Annotated in this window: 13 protein-coding genes and 1 tRNA gene; 2 read left to right on the forward strand and 12 right to left on the reverse strand. The window is 66.8% G+C overall.

Translation table 11 applies throughout. From position 1 onward, the window contains the following. Nucleotides 1–132: 132 nt before the first annotated feature. From ACVHNB_RS36925 to ACVHNB_RS36975, 11 genes are all read right to left on the reverse strand, one after another. Complete coding sequence (locus ACVHNB_RS36925) at nt 133–4,032, reverse strand: DNA-directed RNA polymerase subunit beta' (RefSeq protein WP_428954225.1); 3,900 nt, start codon at nt 4,030–4,032, stop codon at nt 133–135. 97 nt (nt 4,033–4,129) lie between these two features. After that, complete coding sequence (rpoB, locus tag ACVHNB_RS36930) at nt 4,130–7,615, reverse strand: DNA-directed RNA polymerase subunit beta (RefSeq protein WP_428954224.1); 3,486 nt, start codon at nt 7,613–7,615, stop codon at nt 4,130–4,132. Nucleotides 7,616–8,201: 586 nt separating this feature from the next. Beyond that, nucleotides 8,202–8,591, reverse strand: a complete 390-nt coding sequence (gene rplL / locus ACVHNB_RS36935) for a 50S ribosomal protein L7/L12 (RefSeq protein WP_428954223.1) — start codon at nt 8,589–8,591, stop codon at nt 8,202–8,204. Between the two features lie 113 nt (nt 8,592–8,704). Further along, entirely contained in the window at nt 8,705–9,235 is a 531-nt protein-coding gene (gene rplJ / locus ACVHNB_RS36940; protein ID WP_428954222.1) for a 50S ribosomal protein L10, read from the reverse strand. 265 nt (nt 9,236–9,500) lie between these two features. Next, entirely contained in the window at nt 9,501–10,454 is a 954-nt protein-coding gene (locus ACVHNB_RS36945; protein ID WP_428954221.1) for a hypothetical protein, read from the reverse strand. Nucleotides 10,455–10,525: 71 nt separating this feature from the next. Beyond that, nucleotides 10,526–11,209, reverse strand: coding sequence for a hypothetical protein (locus ACVHNB_RS36950; protein WP_456226834.1), 684 nt, complete (start codon nt 11,207–11,209; stop codon nt 10,526–10,528). 129 nt (nt 11,210–11,338) lie between these two features. Beyond that, nucleotides 11,339–12,070, reverse strand: coding sequence for a 50S ribosomal protein L1 (gene rplA / locus ACVHNB_RS36955; RefSeq protein WP_428954219.1), 732 nt, complete (start codon nt 12,068–12,070; stop codon nt 11,339–11,341). Nucleotides 12,071–12,147: 77 nt separating this feature from the next. After that, entirely contained in the window at nt 12,148–12,582 is a 435-nt protein-coding gene (gene rplK / locus ACVHNB_RS36960) for a 50S ribosomal protein L11 (protein ID WP_016645192.1), read from the reverse strand. A gap of 198 nt (nt 12,583–12,780) precedes the next feature. Beyond that, nucleotides 12,781–13,647 (reverse strand): transcription termination/antitermination protein NusG, encoded by an 867-nt coding sequence (nusG, locus tag ACVHNB_RS36965; protein ID WP_428954218.1) that lies wholly within the window; start codon nt 13,645–13,647, stop codon nt 12,781–12,783. 77 nt (nt 13,648–13,724) lie between these two features. Beyond that, nucleotides 13,725–14,012: a preprotein translocase subunit SecE gene (secE, locus tag ACVHNB_RS36970; protein ID WP_428954217.1), complete on the reverse strand. Its 288-nt coding sequence runs from the start codon at nt 14,010–14,012 to the stop codon at nt 13,725–13,727. A gap of 108 nt (nt 14,013–14,120) precedes the next feature. After that, nucleotides 14,121–14,193: transfer RNA gene (locus ACVHNB_RS36975), tRNA-Trp, on the reverse strand. Nucleotides 14,194–14,224: 31 nt separating this feature from the next. Here ACVHNB_RS36975 and ACVHNB_RS36980 point away from each other — a divergent pair. Next, nucleotides 14,225–15,643, forward strand: coding sequence for a pyridoxal phosphate-dependent aminotransferase (locus tag ACVHNB_RS36980; RefSeq protein WP_428954216.1), 1,419 nt, complete (start codon nt 14,225–14,227; stop codon nt 15,641–15,643). A gap of 124 nt (nt 15,644–15,767) precedes the next feature. After that, complete coding sequence (locus ACVHNB_RS36985) at nt 15,768–16,790, forward strand: adenosine deaminase (protein ID WP_428954215.1); 1,023 nt, start codon at nt 15,768–15,770, stop codon at nt 16,788–16,790. Between the two features lie 4 nt (nt 16,791–16,794). On the opposite strand, the gene ACVHNB_RS36990 is transcribed toward ACVHNB_RS36985, so the two are convergent. After that, nucleotides 16,795–17,400 (reverse strand): TetR/AcrR family transcriptional regulator, encoded by a 606-nt coding sequence (locus ACVHNB_RS36990; protein WP_428954214.1) that lies wholly within the window; start codon nt 17,398–17,400, stop codon nt 16,795–16,797. Between the last annotated feature and the right edge of the window lie 53 nt (nt 17,401–17,453).

Raw genomic sequence — 17,453 nt, forward strand, 5'->3', positions numbered from 1 at the left:
GAAGAATTCGACACGAGACCACTCCCCCGGGACCCGGACACGTTGTGCCCTCCATCATGCGTCAACGCGCCGCAGGGCGGCCACCCCGGCATTCCCCGGGATGACCGCCCTGCGGTTCAAGCAGCTGCTCGCTTACTGGTTGTACGGACCGTAGTCGTAGTCCTCCAGCGGAACGGCCTGGCCGGAGCCGGTGCCGAACGGCGAGTAGTCGATGTCGTCGTAGCCGACGGCCGAGTACATCGCGGCCTTGGCCTCCTCGGTGGGCTCCACCCGGATGTTGCGGTAGCGGGACAGACCCGTACCGGCCGGGATGAGCTTACCGATGATGACGTTCTCCTTGAGGCCGATGAGGCTGTCGGACTTGGCGTTGATCGCCGCATCCGTCAGGACTCGGGTCGTCTCCTGGAAGGAGGCGGCCGACAGCCAGGACTCCGTCGCCAGCGAGGCCTTGGTGATACCCATCAGCTGCGGACGGCCGGAGGCGGGGTGACCGCCCTCGGTGACCACACGACGGTTCTCGGTCTCGAACTTCGAGCGCTCGACGAGCTCGCCCGGCAGCAGCTCCGCGTCGCCGGACTCGATGATCGTCACGCGGCGCAGCATCTGCCGGATGATGATCTCGATGTGCTTGTCGTGGATCGACACACCCTGCGAGTTGTAGACCTTCTGGACCTCGCCGACCAGGTGGACCTGGACCGCGCGCTGACCCAGAATGCGCAGCACGTCGTGCGGGTTGGTGGCACCCACGGTCAGCTTCTGGCCGACCTCGACGTGGTCGCCCTCGCCCACGAGCAGACGGGCACGCTTCGAGATCGGGAACGCCGTCTCGTCGCTGCCGTCGTCCGGGGTGACGACGAGCTTCTTGGTCTTCTCGGTCTCCTCGATGCGGACACGGCCCGCGGCCTCGGAGATCGGGGCGACACCCTTCGGCGTACGAGCCTCGAAGAGCTCGACGACACGGGGCAGACCCTGGGTGATGTCGTCACCGGCCACACCACCGGTGTGGAAGGTACGCATCGTCAGCTGGGTACCGGGCTCACCGATGGACTGGGCGGCGATGATGCCGACCGCCTCACCGATGTCGACCAGCTTGCCGGTGGCCAGCGAGCGGCCGTAGCAGAAGGCACAGGTGCCGACCGCCGACTCGCAGGTGAGCACCGAGCGGGTCTTGACGACCTCGACACCGTGCGCGACCAGCGCGTCGATGAGCACGTCACCCAGGTCGACGTTGGCCGGCGCGATGACCTTGCCGTCGACGACGATGTCCTCGGCGAGCATACGGGCGTACACGCTGGTCTCGACGTCGTCGGCCTTGCGCAGGACGCCGTCGGCGCCGCGCTCGGCGATCGTGAGCTTGAGGCCACGGTCGGTGCCGCAGTCCTCCTCGCGAATGATGACGTCCTGCGAGACGTCGACCAGACGACGGGTGAGGTAACCCGAGTCGGCGGTACGCAGAGCGGTGTCCGCCAGACCCTTACGAGCACCGTGCGTCGAGATGAAGTACTCCAGCACCGACAGGCCCTCACGGAAGGAGGCCTTGATCGGACGCGGGATCGTCTCGTTCTTGGCGTTCGACACCAGACCACGCATACCGGCGATCTGACGCATCTGCATCATGTTTCCTCGGGCACCCGAGTCAACCATCATGAAGATGGGGTTGGTCTTCGGGAAGTTCGCGTTCATCGCCTCGGCAACCTCGTTGGTCGCCTTGGTCCAGATCGCGATGAGCTCCTGAGTGCGCTCTTCCTTCGTGATGAGACCGCGCTCGTACTGCTTCTGGACCTTCTCGTCCTGCGCCTCGTAGCCCGCGACGATCTCCTTCTTCGCCTCGGGAACGACGACGTCGGAGATGGCCACGGTGACACCGGAACGGGTCGCCCAGAAGAAGCCCGCCGCCTTCAGGTTGTCGAGCGTCGCCGCCACGATGACCTTGGGGTAGCGCTCAGCCAGGTCGTTGACGATCTCGGAGAGCTGCTTCTTGCCCACCGAGTAGTCGACGAACGGGTAGTCCTCGGGCAGCAGCTCGTTGAAGAGCGCGCGGCCCAGGGACGTACGCAGCCGGAAGCTGTCGCCCGTCTGGTACTCGGGCTCGCCCTCCTCGGCAGCCGGCGGGGTCCAGCCGCGCGGCGGGATGGTGCCCACCGGGAAGCGGATGTCGATCTGCGACTGCAGCGCCAGCTCGCCGGCGTCGAACGCCATGATCGCCTCGGCCGTGGAGCCGAACGCGCGGCCCTCGCCCTTGGTGTCACGCAGCTCGCCGTCGGTGGTGAGGAAGAACAGACCGAGGACCATGTCCTGGGTCGGCATCGTCACCGGGCGGCCGTCGGCCGGCTTGAGGATGTTGTTCGAGGACAGCATCAGGATGCGGGCCTCGGCCTGCGCCTCCGCGGACAGCGGCAGGTGCACGGCCATCTGGTCACCGTCGAAGTCCGCGTTGAACGCGGTGCAGACGAGCGGGTGGATCTGGATGGCCTTGCCCTCGACCAGCTGCGGCTCGAAGGCCTGGATACCGAGGCGGTGCAGGGTGGGAGCACGGTTCAGCAGAACCGGGTGCTCGGCGATGACCTCTTCGAGGACGTCGTACACGACCGTGCGGCCGCGCTCCACCATGCGCTTGGCACTCTTGATGTTCTGCGCGTGGTTCAGGTCGACCAGGCGCTTCATCACGAACGGCTTGAAGAGCTCCAGCGCCATGGCCTTGGGCAGACCGCACTGGTGCAGCTTCAGCTGCGGGCCGACGACGATGACGGAACGCGCCGAGTAGTCGACTCGCTTACCGAGCAGGTTCTGACGGAAACGACCCTGCTTGCCCTTCAGCATGTCGCTGAGGGACTTGAGCGGGCGGTTACCGGGACCGGTCACCGGGCGACCACGACGACCGTTGTCGAAGAGGGCGTCCACGGCCTCCTGGAGCATGCGCTTCTCGTTGTTCACGATGATCTCGGGCGCACCGAGGTCGAGAAGGCGCTTCAGGCGGTTGTTGCGGTTGATGACACGGCGGTACAGGTCGTTCAGGTCGGAGGTCGCGAAGCGGCCACCGTCCAGCTGCACCATCGGACGCAGGTCCGGCGGGATGACCGGCACGCAGTCGAGCACCATGCCCTTGGGGCTGTTGCTGGTCTGCAGGAACGCGGAGACGACCTTGAGGCGCTTGAGCGCACGGGTCTTCTTCTGGCCCTTGCCGGTACGGATGATCTCGCGGAGGCGCTCGGCCTCCTCCTCGAGGTCGAAGGACTCCAGGCGCTTCTGCAGCGCCGCGGCACCCATCGAACCGTCGAAGTACGTGCCGAAGCGGTCGCGCAGCTCGCGGTAGAGCAGCTCGTCGCCCTCGAGGTCCTGGACCTTGAGGTTCTTGAAGCGGCTCCACACCTCGTCGAGACGGTCGATCTCGCGCTGAGCACGGTCGCGCAGCTGCTTCATCTCACGCTCGGCGCCCTCGCGCACCTTGCGGCGCACGTCGGCCTTGGCACCCTCGGCCTCGAGCTCGGCCAGGTCGGTCTCGAGCTTCTTGGCCCGGCCTTCCAGGTCGGAGTCGCGACGGTTCTCGATCTGCTGACGCTCGACCTGGACGTGCGCCTCGAGGGAGGGCAGGTCGCGGGTACGGCGCTCCTCGTCGACGAACGTGATCATGTACGCCGCGAAGTAGATGACCTTCTCGAGGTCCTTGGGCGCCAGGTCCAGCAGGTAGCCGAGGCGCGACGGGACACCCTTGAAGTACCAGATGTGCGTGACGGGAGCGGCCAGCTCGATGTGGCCCATCCGCTCACGGCGCACCTTGGCGCGAGTCACCTCGACGCCGCAGCGCTCACAGATGATGCCCTTGAAGCGGACACGCTTGTACTTGCCGCAGTAGCACTCCCAGTCCCGGGTCGGACCGAAGATCTTCTCGCAGAAGAGTCCGTCCTTTTCGGGCTTGAGGGTGCGGTAGTTGATGGTCTCGGGCTTCTTGACCTCGCCGTGGCTCCACTGACGGATGTCGTCAGCGGTGGCCAGACCGATCCGGAGCTCATCGAAGAAGTTGACGTCGAGCACTATGCGTCAATCCCTCTCAGGGTTGTAAGTCTGTGGTCTGAAACGGGGGTCGCGGGGTCGGTAGGGGCCCATTCCTGGGCCCCTACCGGAACTCCCGTCAGACCTCTTCGACGCTGCTCGGCTCGCGCCGGGACAGGTCGATGCCGAGCTCCTCCGCAGCGCGGAAGACGTCCTCGTCGGTGTCGCGCATCTCGATGGACATGCCGTCCGAGGACAGCACCTCCACGTTGAGGCACAGGGACTGCATTTCCTTGATGAGCACCTTGAAGGACTCGGGAATGCCGGGCTCGGGGATGTTCTCGCCCTTGACGATGGCCTCGTAGACCTTCACGCGGCCGGTGACGTCGTCGGACTTGATGGTCAGCAGCTCCTGGAGGGCGTAAGCGGCGCCGTACGCCTCCAGCGCCCACACCTCCATCTCACCGAAGCGCTGGCCACCGAACTGGGCCTTACCACCCAGCGGCTGCTGGGTGATCATCGAGTACGGACCGGTCGACCGGGCGTGCAGCTTGTCGTCGACCAGGTGGTGGAGCTTGAGGATGTACATGTACCCGATGGAGATCGGGTCCGGGAACGGCTCGCCGGAGCGGCCGTCGAACAGCCTCGCCTTACCGGTCGGCTGCACCATGCGCTCGCCGTCGCGGTTCGGGATGGTGTGCTGCAGCAGACCCGCGAGCTCGTCCTCACGCGCACCGTCGAAGACCGGGGTGGCGACGTTCGTGCCCGGGGCGACCTGGTCGGCACCGATGGCCTGCAGGCGCTGCGCCCAGTCGTCCGCGAGGCCGGAGACGTCCCAGCCGCGGCTGGCGAGCCAGCCGAGGTGGATCTCCAGGACCTGTCCCGGGTTCATTCGGGACGGCACACCCAGCGGGTTCAGGATGATGTCGACCGGAGTTCCGTCCTCGAGGAACGGCATGTCCTCGATCGGAAGGATCTTCGAGATAACACCCTTGTTGCCGTGGCGGCCGGCGAGCTTGTCACCGTCCGTGATCTTGCGCTTCTGCGCCACGTAGACACGAACCAGCTGGTTCACGCCCGGCGGCAGCTCGTCGCCCTCTTCACGGTCGAAGACGCGGACGCCGATGACCTTGCCGATCTCACCGTGCGGCACCTTCAGGGAGGTGTCGCGCACCTCGCGCGCCTTCTCACCGAAGATCGCGCGGAGCAGGCGCTCCTCCGGGGTCAGCTCGGTCTCACCCTTGGGCGTGACCTTGCCGACGAGGATGTCGCCGGCGACGACCTCGGCACCGATCCGGATGATGCCGCGCTCGTCGAGGTCGGCGAGGACCTCCTCGGAGACGTTCGGGATGTCCCGGGTGATCTCCTCCGGGCCGAGCTTGGTGTCACGGGCGTCGACCTCGTGCTCCTCGATGTGGATCGAGGAGAGGACGTCGTCCTGCACGAGGCGCTGCGACAGGATGATCGCGTCCTCGTAGTTGTGACCCTCCCACGGCATGAACGCCACGAGCAGGTTCTTGCCGAGGGCCATCTCGCCCTCTTCGGTCGCGGGACCGTCGGCCAGGACCTGGCCCTCGATCACGCGGGCGCCCTCGTCCACGACAACCTTCTGGTTGACCGAGGTGCCCTGGTTCGACCGGGAGAACTTGTGCAGGCGGTACGTGGTGTACGTGCCGTCGTCGTTGGCGGTGGTGATGTAGTCCGCGGAGACCTCCTGGACCACACCGTCCTTCTCGGCCTTGAGCACGTCGCCGGCGTCGGTGGCGCAGCGGTACTCCATGCCGGTGCCGACGAGCGGCGCCTCGGACTTAATCAGCGGCACGGCCTGACGCATCATGTTCGCGCCCATGAGCGCGCGGTTGGCGTCGTCGTGCTCGAGGAACGGGATCATGGCGGTCGCGACCGACACCATCTGGCGCGGCGAGACGTCCATGTAGTCGACGTCGTCACCGGGGACGTAGTCGACCTCACCGCCACGACGGCGGACCAGGACGCGGGACTCCTCGAACCGGAACTCGTCGCTCAGCGGGGCGTTGGCCTGCGCGATGACGAAGCGGTCCTCCTCGTCGGCGGTCAGGTAGTCGACCTCGTCGCCGACGACACCGTCGGTGACCTTGCGGTACGGCGTCTCGATGAAGCCGAACGCGTTGATCCGGCCGTACGAGGCGAGCGAACCGATCAGACCGATGTTCGGGCCTTCGGGCGTCTCGATCGGGCACATGCGGCCGTAGTGCGACGGGTGAACGTCACGGACCTCGAAGCCGGCCCGCTCACGGGAGAGACCACCCGGGCCGAGGGCGTTCAGACGACGCTTGTGCGTCAGCCCCGACAGCGGGTTGTTCTGGTCCATGAACTGGGACAGCTGCGACGTACCGAAGAACTCCTTGATCGACGCCACGACCGGGCGAATGTTGATCAGGGTCTGCGGCGTGATCGCCTCGACGTCCTGGGTCGTCATGCGCTCGCGCACGACGCGCTCCATACGGGCGAGACCCGTACGGACCTGGTTCTGGATCAGCTCGCCGACGTTACGGATACGACGGTTGCCGAAGTGGTCGATGTCGTCGGTCTCGACGATGATCGAACGACCGGACTCGCCGACCGTCTCGGTCTCACCGGCGTGCAGCTTCACCAGGTACTTGATGGTGGCGATGACGTCGTCGGTGGTGAGCACGCCGGCGTCCAGCGGCTCGTCCGCGCCGAGCTTCTTGTTCACCTTGTAGCGGCCGACCTTCGCGAGGTCGTAGCGCTTCGGGTTGAAGTAGAGGTTCTCGAGCAGCGTCTGAGCGGCCTCACGGGTCGGGGGCTCGCCCGGACGCAGCTTGCGGTAGATGTCGAGCAGCGCGTCGTCCTGGCCCTGGGTGTGGTCCTTCTCCAGGGTGGCGCGCATGGACTCGTACTCGCCGAACTCCTCCAGGATCTGCTCGGTCGTCCAACCGAGAGCCTTGAGCAGGACGGTGACGGACTGCTTGCGCTTGCGGTCGATGCGCACACCGACCATGTCGCGCTTGTCGATCTCCATCTCCAGCCAGGCACCCCGGGACGGGATCACCTTGGCGGAGAAGATGTCCTTGTCGGACGTCTTGTCGATGGAGGAGTCGAAGTAGACACCCGGCGAACGGACCAGCTGGGACACCACGACACGCTCGGTGCCGTTGATGACGAAGGTGCCCTTGTTGGTCATGAGCGGGAAGTCGCCCATGAAGACCGTCTGGGACTTGATCTCGCCGGTCTCGTTGTTGGTGAACTCGGCGGTGACGAAGAGCGGGGCGGCGAAGGTGAAGTCGCGCTCCTTGCACTCGTCGATCGAGTTCTTCGGAGGCTCGAAGCGGTGGTCGCGGAACGTCAGAGACATCGACCCGGAGAAGTCCTCGATCGGGGAGATCTCCTCGAAGATCTCTTCCAGACCGGACTTGGTGGGGACGTTCTGTCCGCTTTCGAGAGCCGCCTCGACACGAGCCTTCCACGCGTCGTTGCCGAGCAGCCAGTCGAAGCTCTCGGTTTGCAGCGCAAGAAGGTTCGGAACCTCGAGGGGCTCCTTGATCTTTGCAAAGGAGATGCGCAGCGGGGCAGTGCTGGCGCCATTGTTCGTATTCGCGGTCGAGGCGTTGCGCGAGGCGGCCAAGAGGGGGTCCTTCCGAGGGCTCGGACTCACTACGCGCGTACCGGTCCCAAGCCGGGCAGAGAGACAGAATCCCGCCCGGCTCGGCCATAAGGCCAGGTCAGGGCTGGTTCAGTCCACTGTGCTCAAGCGAGGGCATGCCCCTGGTGACGGGCAGGGAGCAGCTAACAGGCAGCGCAAAGGGACAGTGTAGCCAGAAGGCCCACTGATGTCCAGTGCGGGTTTTTTGAGACCCTCGTTGTTCTCAACCGTTCACCGTCTGCGGCGTACCTTGTGCGCTGAGCGCACATCCTTACTGCCCTCTTCGTCGTCGATCCATGCCTCGGATCCGGATCGTTGTGACGACGCGTCCTGAGAATTGCGCGCTGCGTGCGGTTCGTCAAGGCCCCCTCTTGGCCGAACAGGAGTGGCCCCAGGCACAACGAAGATCACCATACTCTGCGGGACCAGCAGTGCAAGGCACCGTCGGCGCGCGAGCCAGCGAACGCCGAAGGGCGACCACCCAGTTGGGTGATCGCCCTTCGGTACGTCAGCGTTACAGCCCCCGGGGGAGCAGTTTCACCGAAGAAGAGTCAGCAGACTCGCGAGGTCACTTGACCTCGACGGAGGCGCCGGCGCCCTCGAGGGCCTCCTTGGCCTTCTCCGCGGCGTCCTTGGCGACCTTCTCGAGGACCGGCTTCGGGGTGCCGTCGACGAGGTCCTTGGCCTCCTTCAGACCCAGGGAGGTCAGCTCACGCACGACCTTGATGACCTGGATCTTCTTCTCGCCGGCGCCGGTGAGGATGACGTCGAACTCGTCCTGCTCCTCGGCGGCCTCAGCGGCACCGGCGCCACCAGCGGCACCCGGGGCGGCAACGGCGACGGCCGCGGCGGCGGTGACGTCGAACTTCTCCTCGAAGGCCTTCACGAACTCGGAGAGCTCGATGAGGGTCATCTCCTCGAACTGGGCGAGCAGGTCTTCCTGGCTGAGCTTCGCCATGATGGGCGATCCTTCCACTAATTCGGCTGGTGCCGGATGTACATGTGAGGCGGGCGTACGTTCGGCCCGCTACGACCTCCGCCTATGCGGCGAGGGTCAATGCTCGAGCCGAATTACTCGGCACCGCCCTGCTCGGCCTGCTTGGCACGAAGCGCCTCCGCGGTGCGGACGAACTTCGAGGGCAGCGCCTGGAAGAGCTGAGCAGCCTGGGACTGCTTGCCCTTGAAGGCACCGGCCAGCTTGCTGAGCAGAACCTCGCGGGACTCGAGGTCCGCAAGCTTCTTGATCTCGTCGGCGGACAGCGCCTTGCCGTCAAGGACACCGCCCTTGATGACGAGGTTGGGGTTGTCCTTGGCGAAGTCACGAAGACCCTTCGCCGACTCCACCGGGTCACCGGTGACGAAGGCAACCGCCGTCGGACCCGTGAAGAGGTCGTCCAGCGTGTTGATCCCGGCCTCGTTGGCCGCGATCTTGGTCAGCGTGTTCTTCACCACGGCGTACTCGGAGTTCTCACCGAGGGAGCGGCGCAGCTGCTTGAGCTGGGCCACGGTGAGACCCCGGTACTCGGTCAGCACGGCGGCGTTCGAGCTGCGGAACTTGTCCGTGAGCTCGGCTACCGCGGCAGCCTTGTCGGGCGTCGGCATAGAGCGTCGGCCTCCTTCCGGGTGATGAGGACCGCTCAGAAGGAGACTGGGAAAACGAAACGCCCCGGCGCAGGCGCACGGGGCGTGAGCTCGACCAGAATCCTGAACGGAGTCCGGGAGCACTTCCACAGTCACCTGCGCGGGTCGTCCGCAGTTACAGCGGATCCTTCGGCCACCGAACCCTCTTGCGAGCGCACGGCAACGACCAGCGGTCTTTGGCTTCTGTGGAAGGTTACGTGAAAGGTCCGGCGTCGAGCAAATCCGCTCAGACGCTGCCGTCCAGACCGGTGTCGGACGAGCCGGTGCCCGAGCCGGAGCCCGCCGCGGCGCCGATCTTCTTCAGCATGTCCATGAGGTCGAAGGTCTGACCGGCGGGCGGCACGTCGACCTTCACCGCGGCCCCGTAGTCGGAGTACCGCATCGACATGTCGACGGCGCCCTGGGAGCTGTCCATGGTGACGTCCATACGGACCGGCAGGTCGTCCTCGTTGACCCACAGCTCGGTGTCGTAGTCCTTGATGCCGGCCTTCTTGACGTTCTTCAGGAGCTCGCCGCGCTCGGACTTGCTGAGGAGCTTCAGCGAGTCGTTCTTCGCCATCATCTCGTCGACGGTCAGCTTGCCCTTGTAGTGCTGGGTCTTCGCGCCGTCGATCTCGGCGGAGCCGACGTGCTTGAGGTTCGGCGAGTCGAGCAGGAGGGCGATCTGCTGGGCCGGGTCCTGGTTCATGCTGTCGAGGCTGCCGGTCATCTGGCGCGTGAGCTTCTCGTCGCCGGACTGCTTCGCGACGGCGCCCAGGTCCATCTTCATCCAGCGCTTGCCGTCCATGTCCTTGGCCGCCGCGGCGCCCATGTCCATGTACATCACGTTGTCCTGCCAGACCATGCGGACGCTCTCGGGGGCGTCCGGGCCGCCGGCCGTGAGCGCGGAGCCGGTCATCGTCATATCCATGACGGTCGGGTCCCAGCCCATGGTGCCGGACATCTTCATGGTGCCGCCGGCGCCGAGTGCGGCCGGGGTCTTCATCGTCATCTCGACCTTGGCGGACTTGGCCTCCGCGGTCTTCTTGAACGCGGCCGTCAGCACCTGCGTCATCTGCGAGTGGGACTGCACCTGCTCGCTGCCGGCCTTGTCCGATCCACTCCCGCAGGCCACGGCCCCGGTACACAGCAGCGCGGTCGCGGCGGCTGCACCGACCGTGCGTCGTACGACAACAGTCATCTCGATCCCACCCCTTGGAACACGTGTACTAGGCGCACCATATCGGACGCCTCGGACAACGGGCCCGATTATCAACCGTCCCCCGTCACGTCCTCGAAGTCGACAGTGTCGTGCGTGGGCGGGCGCTCGGCGGCGGCCGAGGTGCCGTAGTCGCGGTAGTGGACGGTGCTGGTGAAGTCGCCCGCGCGCTGGGTGCGCCGCACCAGAAGGTGGCGGGCGTCGATCCAGACGTCGATGTGCTGCCCGTCGGAGGTGCCCCGGTAGTGGCTGGCCCGGGTGCCGCGCACGGTCTCCTCCCCCACCCTGCGGACGTCCTCCGCCGCGACGAGCGCCTTGAGGGAGTCGACCGGGGTGAGGTCGGTGCCGGCGTCGTACGGGTGCCGGATCCAGTGCCGGCCGCCCTGCCGCGCGGCGAACGCGTCGGTCATCCGCGTGTAGTAGGCGTCCGGCAGAAAGCGGGTCTGGGACGGGTCACCGCCCAACTTGCGGGTGGCGGAGGCCAGTTCACCGCCGGTGACGCGCACCGTGAGCGTGCCCTCGACGCCGTCGGACCAGCTGAGCGTGCCCGCGCTGCGGGAGGCGAGCCGGTCGCCGGTGCCCATCGTCGCGTCCACCCGCGCCGAGCCAGCGGCGGCGACCTTGTGCTGGGCGGTGCGCAGCGCGTCGACGGCGCCCTGGTCCCTGGTCCGCCCGTCGCAGGCCACGAGCAGCGCGCACGCCGCCGTGACGCCCAGGACGTGTCGTACGTACGTCATCCGCTCCCCCCGGTAGGTCACGGCGACGCTAGCGCAGGGCCGAGCCCGTACGAGGCGGAAAAGAGGAACGGGCCCCGCACCTCGGAAGGTGCGGGGCCCGTCGCCGACTTCAGCGAGCTAGGTAGCAGCTCAGACCGCGGCCGGGTCCTCCTCGACGAGGAGGTTGCGGGTGCGGTTCGGGTCGACCGGAACGCCGGGGCCGATCGTGGTGCTGATCGCGGCCTTCTTGATGTAGCGACCCTTGGCGGCGGACGGCTTCAGGCGGAGGATCTCCTCCAGTGCCGCGCCGTAGTTCTCCACCAGCTGGGTGTCGTCGAAGGACGCCTTGCCGATGATGAAGTGCAGGTTCGAGTGCTTGTCGACGCGGAACTCGATCTTGCCGCCCTTGATCTCGTTCACGGCCTTGGCCACGTCCGGGGTCACGGTGCCGGTCTTCGGGTTCGGCATGAGGCCACGGGGACCGAGCACGCGGCCGAGGCGGCCGACCTTGCCCATGAGGTCCGGGGTGGCGACGACGGCGTCGAACTCGTTCAGGCGGTTGCCCTTGGAGATCTCGTCGATGAGCTCGTCGGAGCCGACGATGTCGGCGCCAGCGGCTTCCGCGGCCGCAGCACGGTCACCGGTCGCGAAGACCAGGACCCGGGCGGTCTTGCCGGTGCCGTGCGGGAGGTTCACGGTGCCACGGACCATCTGGTCGGCCTTGCGCGGGTCAACGCCCAGGCGGAAGGCGACCTCGACGGTGCCGTCGAACTTCGACGCGGAGGTCTCCTTGGCGAGACGGACGGCCTCGAGCGGGGCGTAGAGCTTGTCCCGGTCGATCTTGGCGTCCGCAGCGCGGAGAGTCTTGCTGCGCTTGCTCACTACTGCTCCTGTGTGTTCTGAGGAGTCGTGGTCCGGGCCGAGCAGGCCCTTCCACGGTCTTTCCTACGGGGGTGAGGTCAGCCCTCGACCGTGATGCCCATGGAACGGGCGGTGCCGGCGATGATCTTGGACGCGGCGTCCAGGTCATTGGCGTTGAGGTCGGGCATCTTCGTGGTGGCGATCTCGCGGACCTGCGCCTCGGTGATCTTGGCGACCTTGGTCTTGTGCGGCTCGCCGGAGCCCTTCTCGACACCAGCGGCCTTGAGGATCATCTTCGCGGCCGGCGGGGTCTTGGTGATGAAGGTGAAGGAGCGGTCCTCGTAGACCGTGATCTCCACCGGGATGACCCAACCGCGCTGCGACTCGGTCGCGGCGTTGTAGGCCTTGCAGAACTCCATGATGTTGACGCCGTGCTGGCCCAGCGCGGGGCCGACCGGCGGAGCCGGGTTGGCGGCGCCGGCCTGGATCTGGAGCTTGATGAGCCCCGTGACCTTCTTCTTCTTGGGAGGCATGTGCTCTCTCTCCGGGTCTTAGTGAGAGTGTTCAGCCACCACCCGTGCACGATGATCGTCCAGATCATCCGGATGGAGGCATACCGCACAACGATAACGGGTATCCATGCGCGGCTAAAAACCGAGCAGGTCAGACAGGCTTTTGAGAGCCCATCTGACCTGTTCGGAAGCTATGTGCCCAGAAGCTGCTAGGAGGTACTAGTTCTTCTGGATCTGGTCGAAGCTCAGCTCGACCGGGGTCTCGCGGCCGAAGATCTCGACGAGGCCCTTGACCTTCTTCGAGTCGGCGTTGATCTCGTTGATCGTGGCCTGCAGCGTCGCGAACGGGCCGTCGGTGACGGTGACCGAGTCGCCGACCTCGAAGTCCAGGACCTGGACCTCGACCTTGCGGGCCGGAGCCGGCTTGCCCTCGGCCTCGGCGGCCTCACGGGCGGCCTTCTCCTCGGCCTCCGGGGCGAGCATCTTGACGATCTCGTCCAGGGTCAGCGGGTACGGGTCGTAGGCGTTGCCCACGAAGCCGGTGACGCCGGGGGTGTTGCGGACGACGCCCCAGGACTCGTTCGTCAGATCCATGCGGACGAGAACGTAGCCGGGCAGCTTGTTCTGCCGGACGTTCTTGCGCTCGCCGTTCTTGATCTGGACGATCTCTTCCTCGGGGACCTCGGCCTGGTAGATGAACTCCTCGACGTTCAGCGAGACGGCACGCTGCTCGAGGTTGGCCTTCACGCGCTTCTCGTAGCCCGCGTACGTGTGGATGACGTACCACTCGCCGGGCAGGCCGCGCAGCTCGTCGCGGAGAGCAGTGATCGGGTCGACCTGCTCCTCGACGGCCTCTTCCGCCTCGACCTCGGCCTCGGCCTCGACGGCCTCGTCCTCGGCGTCGTCCACGTCGTTGCCGCCATCGGCCTCGACCTCGAGGGCCGCCTCTTCGGCGGGCTCACCGGCGGCGATGTCGGCAGCCTCGGCCTGGTCCGGGTCCTCGGCGTCCGCCGCCTCGACGATGTCGAGCTGGTCCTCCACGGACTCCGCCGACTCGATGGCGTCGTTCAGGTTCGGGTCAGACACGGTGGCTGCTTCTTCCTGGATACAAGGGGGTGGAACACGCGAAAGGGACGCCGGATACGGCGCCCTCCGCTTTCGGCTCAGCCGAAGATGTACTTGATGAGGTGGTTGAAGCCATAGTCAATCACGGTGACCAGACCGATCATGATGACAACGAACACGATCACCACTGTGGTGTACGTGGTGAGCTGGTTGCGAGTCGGCCAGACGACCTTGCGGAGCTCCGCGACGATCTGGCGGTAGAAGAGAGCGAGGCGGCCGAAGGGACCCTTCTTGCCGCGCTTGCCGCCCTTGCGGGCCTTCTTCTTGGACTCCGGCGCCTCATCCTGGGCATCAGGCATGTCGATGGAGCCCACGGCGTCCGTCACTCGTCCTCACCTGAATTCCGGGTCGTGGCCGTGCCGCGCCCGGTTGAGCCGCACGGCGGTGCATTGCAGTACGTACATGCGCACACATCCTGGCGAAGGTGTGTGTAGCAGGGCCGGAGGGACTTGAACCCCCAACCGCTGGTTTTGGAGACCAGTGCTCTACCAATTGAGCTACGACCCTTTGTTTCCCCCAACGTACCGCATCCGCCCAGATGCACGGAGTGCGCTTGGAAGGAGCGGCCGGTGAAGGCCAACGAGCAGTGAGTGTACGTGCTTCGCGGCCCTCCGTCGAACAGATCGGGATCTCCAGTGGATCAACAACGGATCGGACGGTCTTGGAAACCCGTGTGCCGGGCGGGTTTCGGGTCTGGAACGATGGGGTTATGAGCGCTGCAACTCCTTCCCCGTCCTCTGGCTCCTCCCCCACGGAGCGCCGGGTCTCGGCCCGCATCGGCTCCATCTCCGAGTCCGCGACCCTCGCCGTCGACGCCAAGGCCAAGGCCCTGAAGGCCGCCGGGCGTCCGGTGATCGGCTTCGGCGCCGGTGAGCCCGACTTCCCGACGCCCGACTATGTGGTCGAGGCGGCCATCGAGGCCTGCAAGAACCCGAAGTTCCACCGCTACACGCCGGCCGGCGGTCTTCCCGAGCTGAAGGCCGCGATCGCCGCGAAGACGCTGCGCGACTCCGGCTACGAGGTCGACGCCTCGCAGATCCTGGTGACGAACGGCGGCAAGCAGGCCATCTACGAGGCGTTCGCCGCGATCCTCGACCCGGGCGACGAGGTCATCGTCCCGGCGCCGTACTGGACCACGTACCCGGAGTCGATCCGTCTCGCGGGCGGCGTGCCGGTGGAGGTCGTGGCCGACGAGACCACGGGATACCGCGTCTCCGTCGAGCAGTTGGAGGCCGCGCGCACCGAGCGCACGAAGGTCGTCCTGTTCGTGTCGCCGTCGAACCCGACGGGCGCCGTGTACAGCGAGGCCGACGCCGAGGCCATCGGCCGCTGGGCCGTGGAGCACGGTCTGTGGGTCATGACGGACGAAATCTACGAGCACCTCGTCTACGGGGACGCGAAGTTCACGTCGCTGCCGGCGATCCTTCCCGAGCTGCGCGACAAGTGCATCGTGGTCAACGGTGTCGCGAAGACGTACGCGATGACCGGCTGGCGCGTGGGGTGGATCATCGGCCCGAAGGACATCGTGAAGGCCGCGACGAACCTGCAGTCGCACGCCACCTCGAACGTCTCCAACGTGGCGCAGGCGGCCGCGCTCGCCGCCGTGTCCGGCGATCTGACCGCCGTGGAGAAGATGCGCGAGGCCTTCGACCGGCGTCGTAAGACGATCGTGCGGATGCTCAACGAGATCGACGGCGTCGTCTGCCCGGAGCCGGAGGGCGCCTTCTACGCGTACCCGTCCGTGAAGGGGCTGCTCGGCAAGGAGATCCGCGGCAAGCGTCCGCAGGACTCCGTCGAGCTGGCCGCGCTCATCCTCGAAGAGGCCGAGGTCGCGGTCGTTCCCGGTGAGGCGTTCGGTACGCCGGGTTATCTGCGGCTTTCGTACGCGCTGGGTGACGAGGACCTGGTCGAGGGTGTCTCGCGCATCCAGAAGCTGCTGGCCGAGGCGCAGGACTGACGTTCTACGCGTCCTTGTGGGCGGGCCGTCTCCTTACGGAGGCGGCCCGTTTCTTCGTTCGGGCGAGACCCCGAAGGTGGAAAGCCGCTACCGGTACTACAGGTGTGTGCGGCAGGATCTTTGGATGGAGCGTGGAGGACGTGATGTACGTCAGTTGCCGAAAGCCCATCTGCACCTGCATTTCACCGGGTCGATGCGGCCCACGACGCTGCTCGAACTGGCCGACAAGTACGGCGTGCGGCTGCCCGATGCGCTGACCAGCGCCGAGCCGCCGAAACTGCGGGCCACGGACGAGCGCGGCTGGTTCCGTTTCCAGCGGCTCTACGATGCGGCGCGTTCCTGCCTGCGGGAGCCCGAGGACATCCAGCGGCTGGTGCGGGAGGCCGCGGAGGAGGACCTCGCGGACGGGTCCGGCTGGCTGGAGATCCAGGTCGACCCGACGTCGTACGCACCCCGCCTCGGCGGTCTGATCGCGGCCATGGAGGTCATCCTCGACGCCGTCGACAGCGCCTCGCGGGACACGGGGCTCGGGATGCGCGTGCTGGTCGCCGCCAACCGCATGAAGCATCCGCTGGACGCCCGGACGCTCGCGCGGCTCGCGGTGCGGTACGCGGACCGGGGCATCGTCGGGTTCGGGCTCTCCAACGACGAGCGGCGCGGGATGGCGCGGGACTTCGACCGGGCCTTCCACATCGCGCGGGAGGGCGGGCTGCTGTCCGCGCCGCACGGCGGCGAGCTCACCGGCCCGGCCTCGGTACGGGACTGCCTCGACGACCTGGACGCCACCCGGATCGGGCACGGGGTGCGGGCCGCCGAGGATCCCCGGCTCCTGAAGCGGCTCGCGGACCGGGGCGTGACGTGCGAGGTGTGCCCGGCCTCGAACGTGGCGCTCGGTGTCTACGAGAAGCCCGAGGACGTGCCGCTGCGCACGCTCTTCGAGGCCGGGGTGCCGATGGCGCTGGGCGCCGACGACCCGCTCCTGTTCGGCTCGCGCCTGGCCGCCCAGTACGACATCGCGCGCCGCCATCACGACTTCTCGGACGCCGAACTGGCCGAACTGGCCCGTCAGTCCGTACGCGGCTCGGCCGCCCCGGAAGGCGTCAAGGAGAAGCTTCTGAACGGGGTGCAGGAGTGGCTGGCCGCCTGATCCGTCAGGCGATGCCGGCGAGGAGGGTGCGCGCGACGCGGGCCGCGAAATCGTCCAGCGACTGCGGCGGCCGGCCTTCGGGGGACATGTCGTAGGCGAAGGCGCGCTGCGCGCAGGCACCCAGGAGGAGAGAGGCGGCCGCGTACGTGTCGGCGGACCGGCTGATGCGGCCCGCCTTCTGTTCGGCCCGCAAGTAGGTGTCCAGTCCCTGGATCGGCCGGTGCGGTCCGGTGCCCATCTCGCGCATGACCTCTTCGTGGCGGCGCTTGAGCTGGGGCTCCGCATACAGGGATGCGGCCATCGGGAACGTCTGCTCGTAGAAGAGGGCTGCTTCACGGGCGATGTCGGTGAGGTTCTCCTCGACCGTGCGGTCGGGGTTTCCCGCGCCTTCTGTGAGCAGGCGGCCGAGGAGTGAACCCAGCTTCGGGAGGCGCTCGTTGAGCACCGTCACGAAGAGTTCCTCTTTGTTGGCGAAGTACTTGTAGAGCGCCGCTTCGGAGCAATCCGCCGCTTTGGCGATCTGCTTGGTGGTGGTGCGGGCGAGACCGATGTTCAGCATGAGGTCGTGGGCGGCATCGACGATGCGGACCCGGGCCGGTTTCTGGTCCATGCAGGCTCCAACCAAGCTTGACGCAGGGGTGAGTACTCACTCACCCTAAGGGC

It is taken from the genome of Streptomyces sp. YJ-C3 (genome assembly GCF_053891275.1).

Coding starts and splice junctions, on each gene's coding strand:
- rplJ (WP_428954222.1), bottom strand. CDS start 9,235: ATGCCGACGCCCGACAAGGCTGCCGCGGTAGCCGAGCTCACGGACAAG.
- ACVHNB_RS36950 (WP_456226834.1), bottom strand. CDS start 11,209: ATGACGTACGTACGACACGTCCTGGGCGTCACGGCGGCGTGCGCGCTG.
- ACVHNB_RS36945 (WP_428954221.1), bottom strand. CDS start 10,454: ATGACTGTTGTCGTACGACGCACGGTCGGTGCAGCCGCCGCGACCGCG.
- rplK (WP_016645192.1), bottom strand. CDS start 12,582: ATGCCTCCCAAGAAGAAGAAGGTCACGGGGCTCATCAAGCTCCAGATC.
- ACVHNB_RS36985 (WP_428954215.1), top strand. CDS start 15,768: ATGGAGCGTGGAGGACGTGATGTACGTCAGTTGCCGAAAGCCCATCTG.
- ACVHNB_RS36980 (WP_428954216.1), top strand. CDS start 14,225: ATGCACGGAGTGCGCTTGGAAGGAGCGGCCGGTGAAGGCCAACGAGCA.
- ACVHNB_RS36990 (WP_428954214.1), bottom strand. CDS start 17,400: ATGGACCAGAAACCGGCCCGGGTCCGCATCGTCGATGCCGCCCACGAC.
- rplL (WP_428954223.1), bottom strand. CDS start 8,591: ATGGCGAAGCTCAGCCAGGAAGACCTGCTCGCCCAGTTCGAGGAGATG.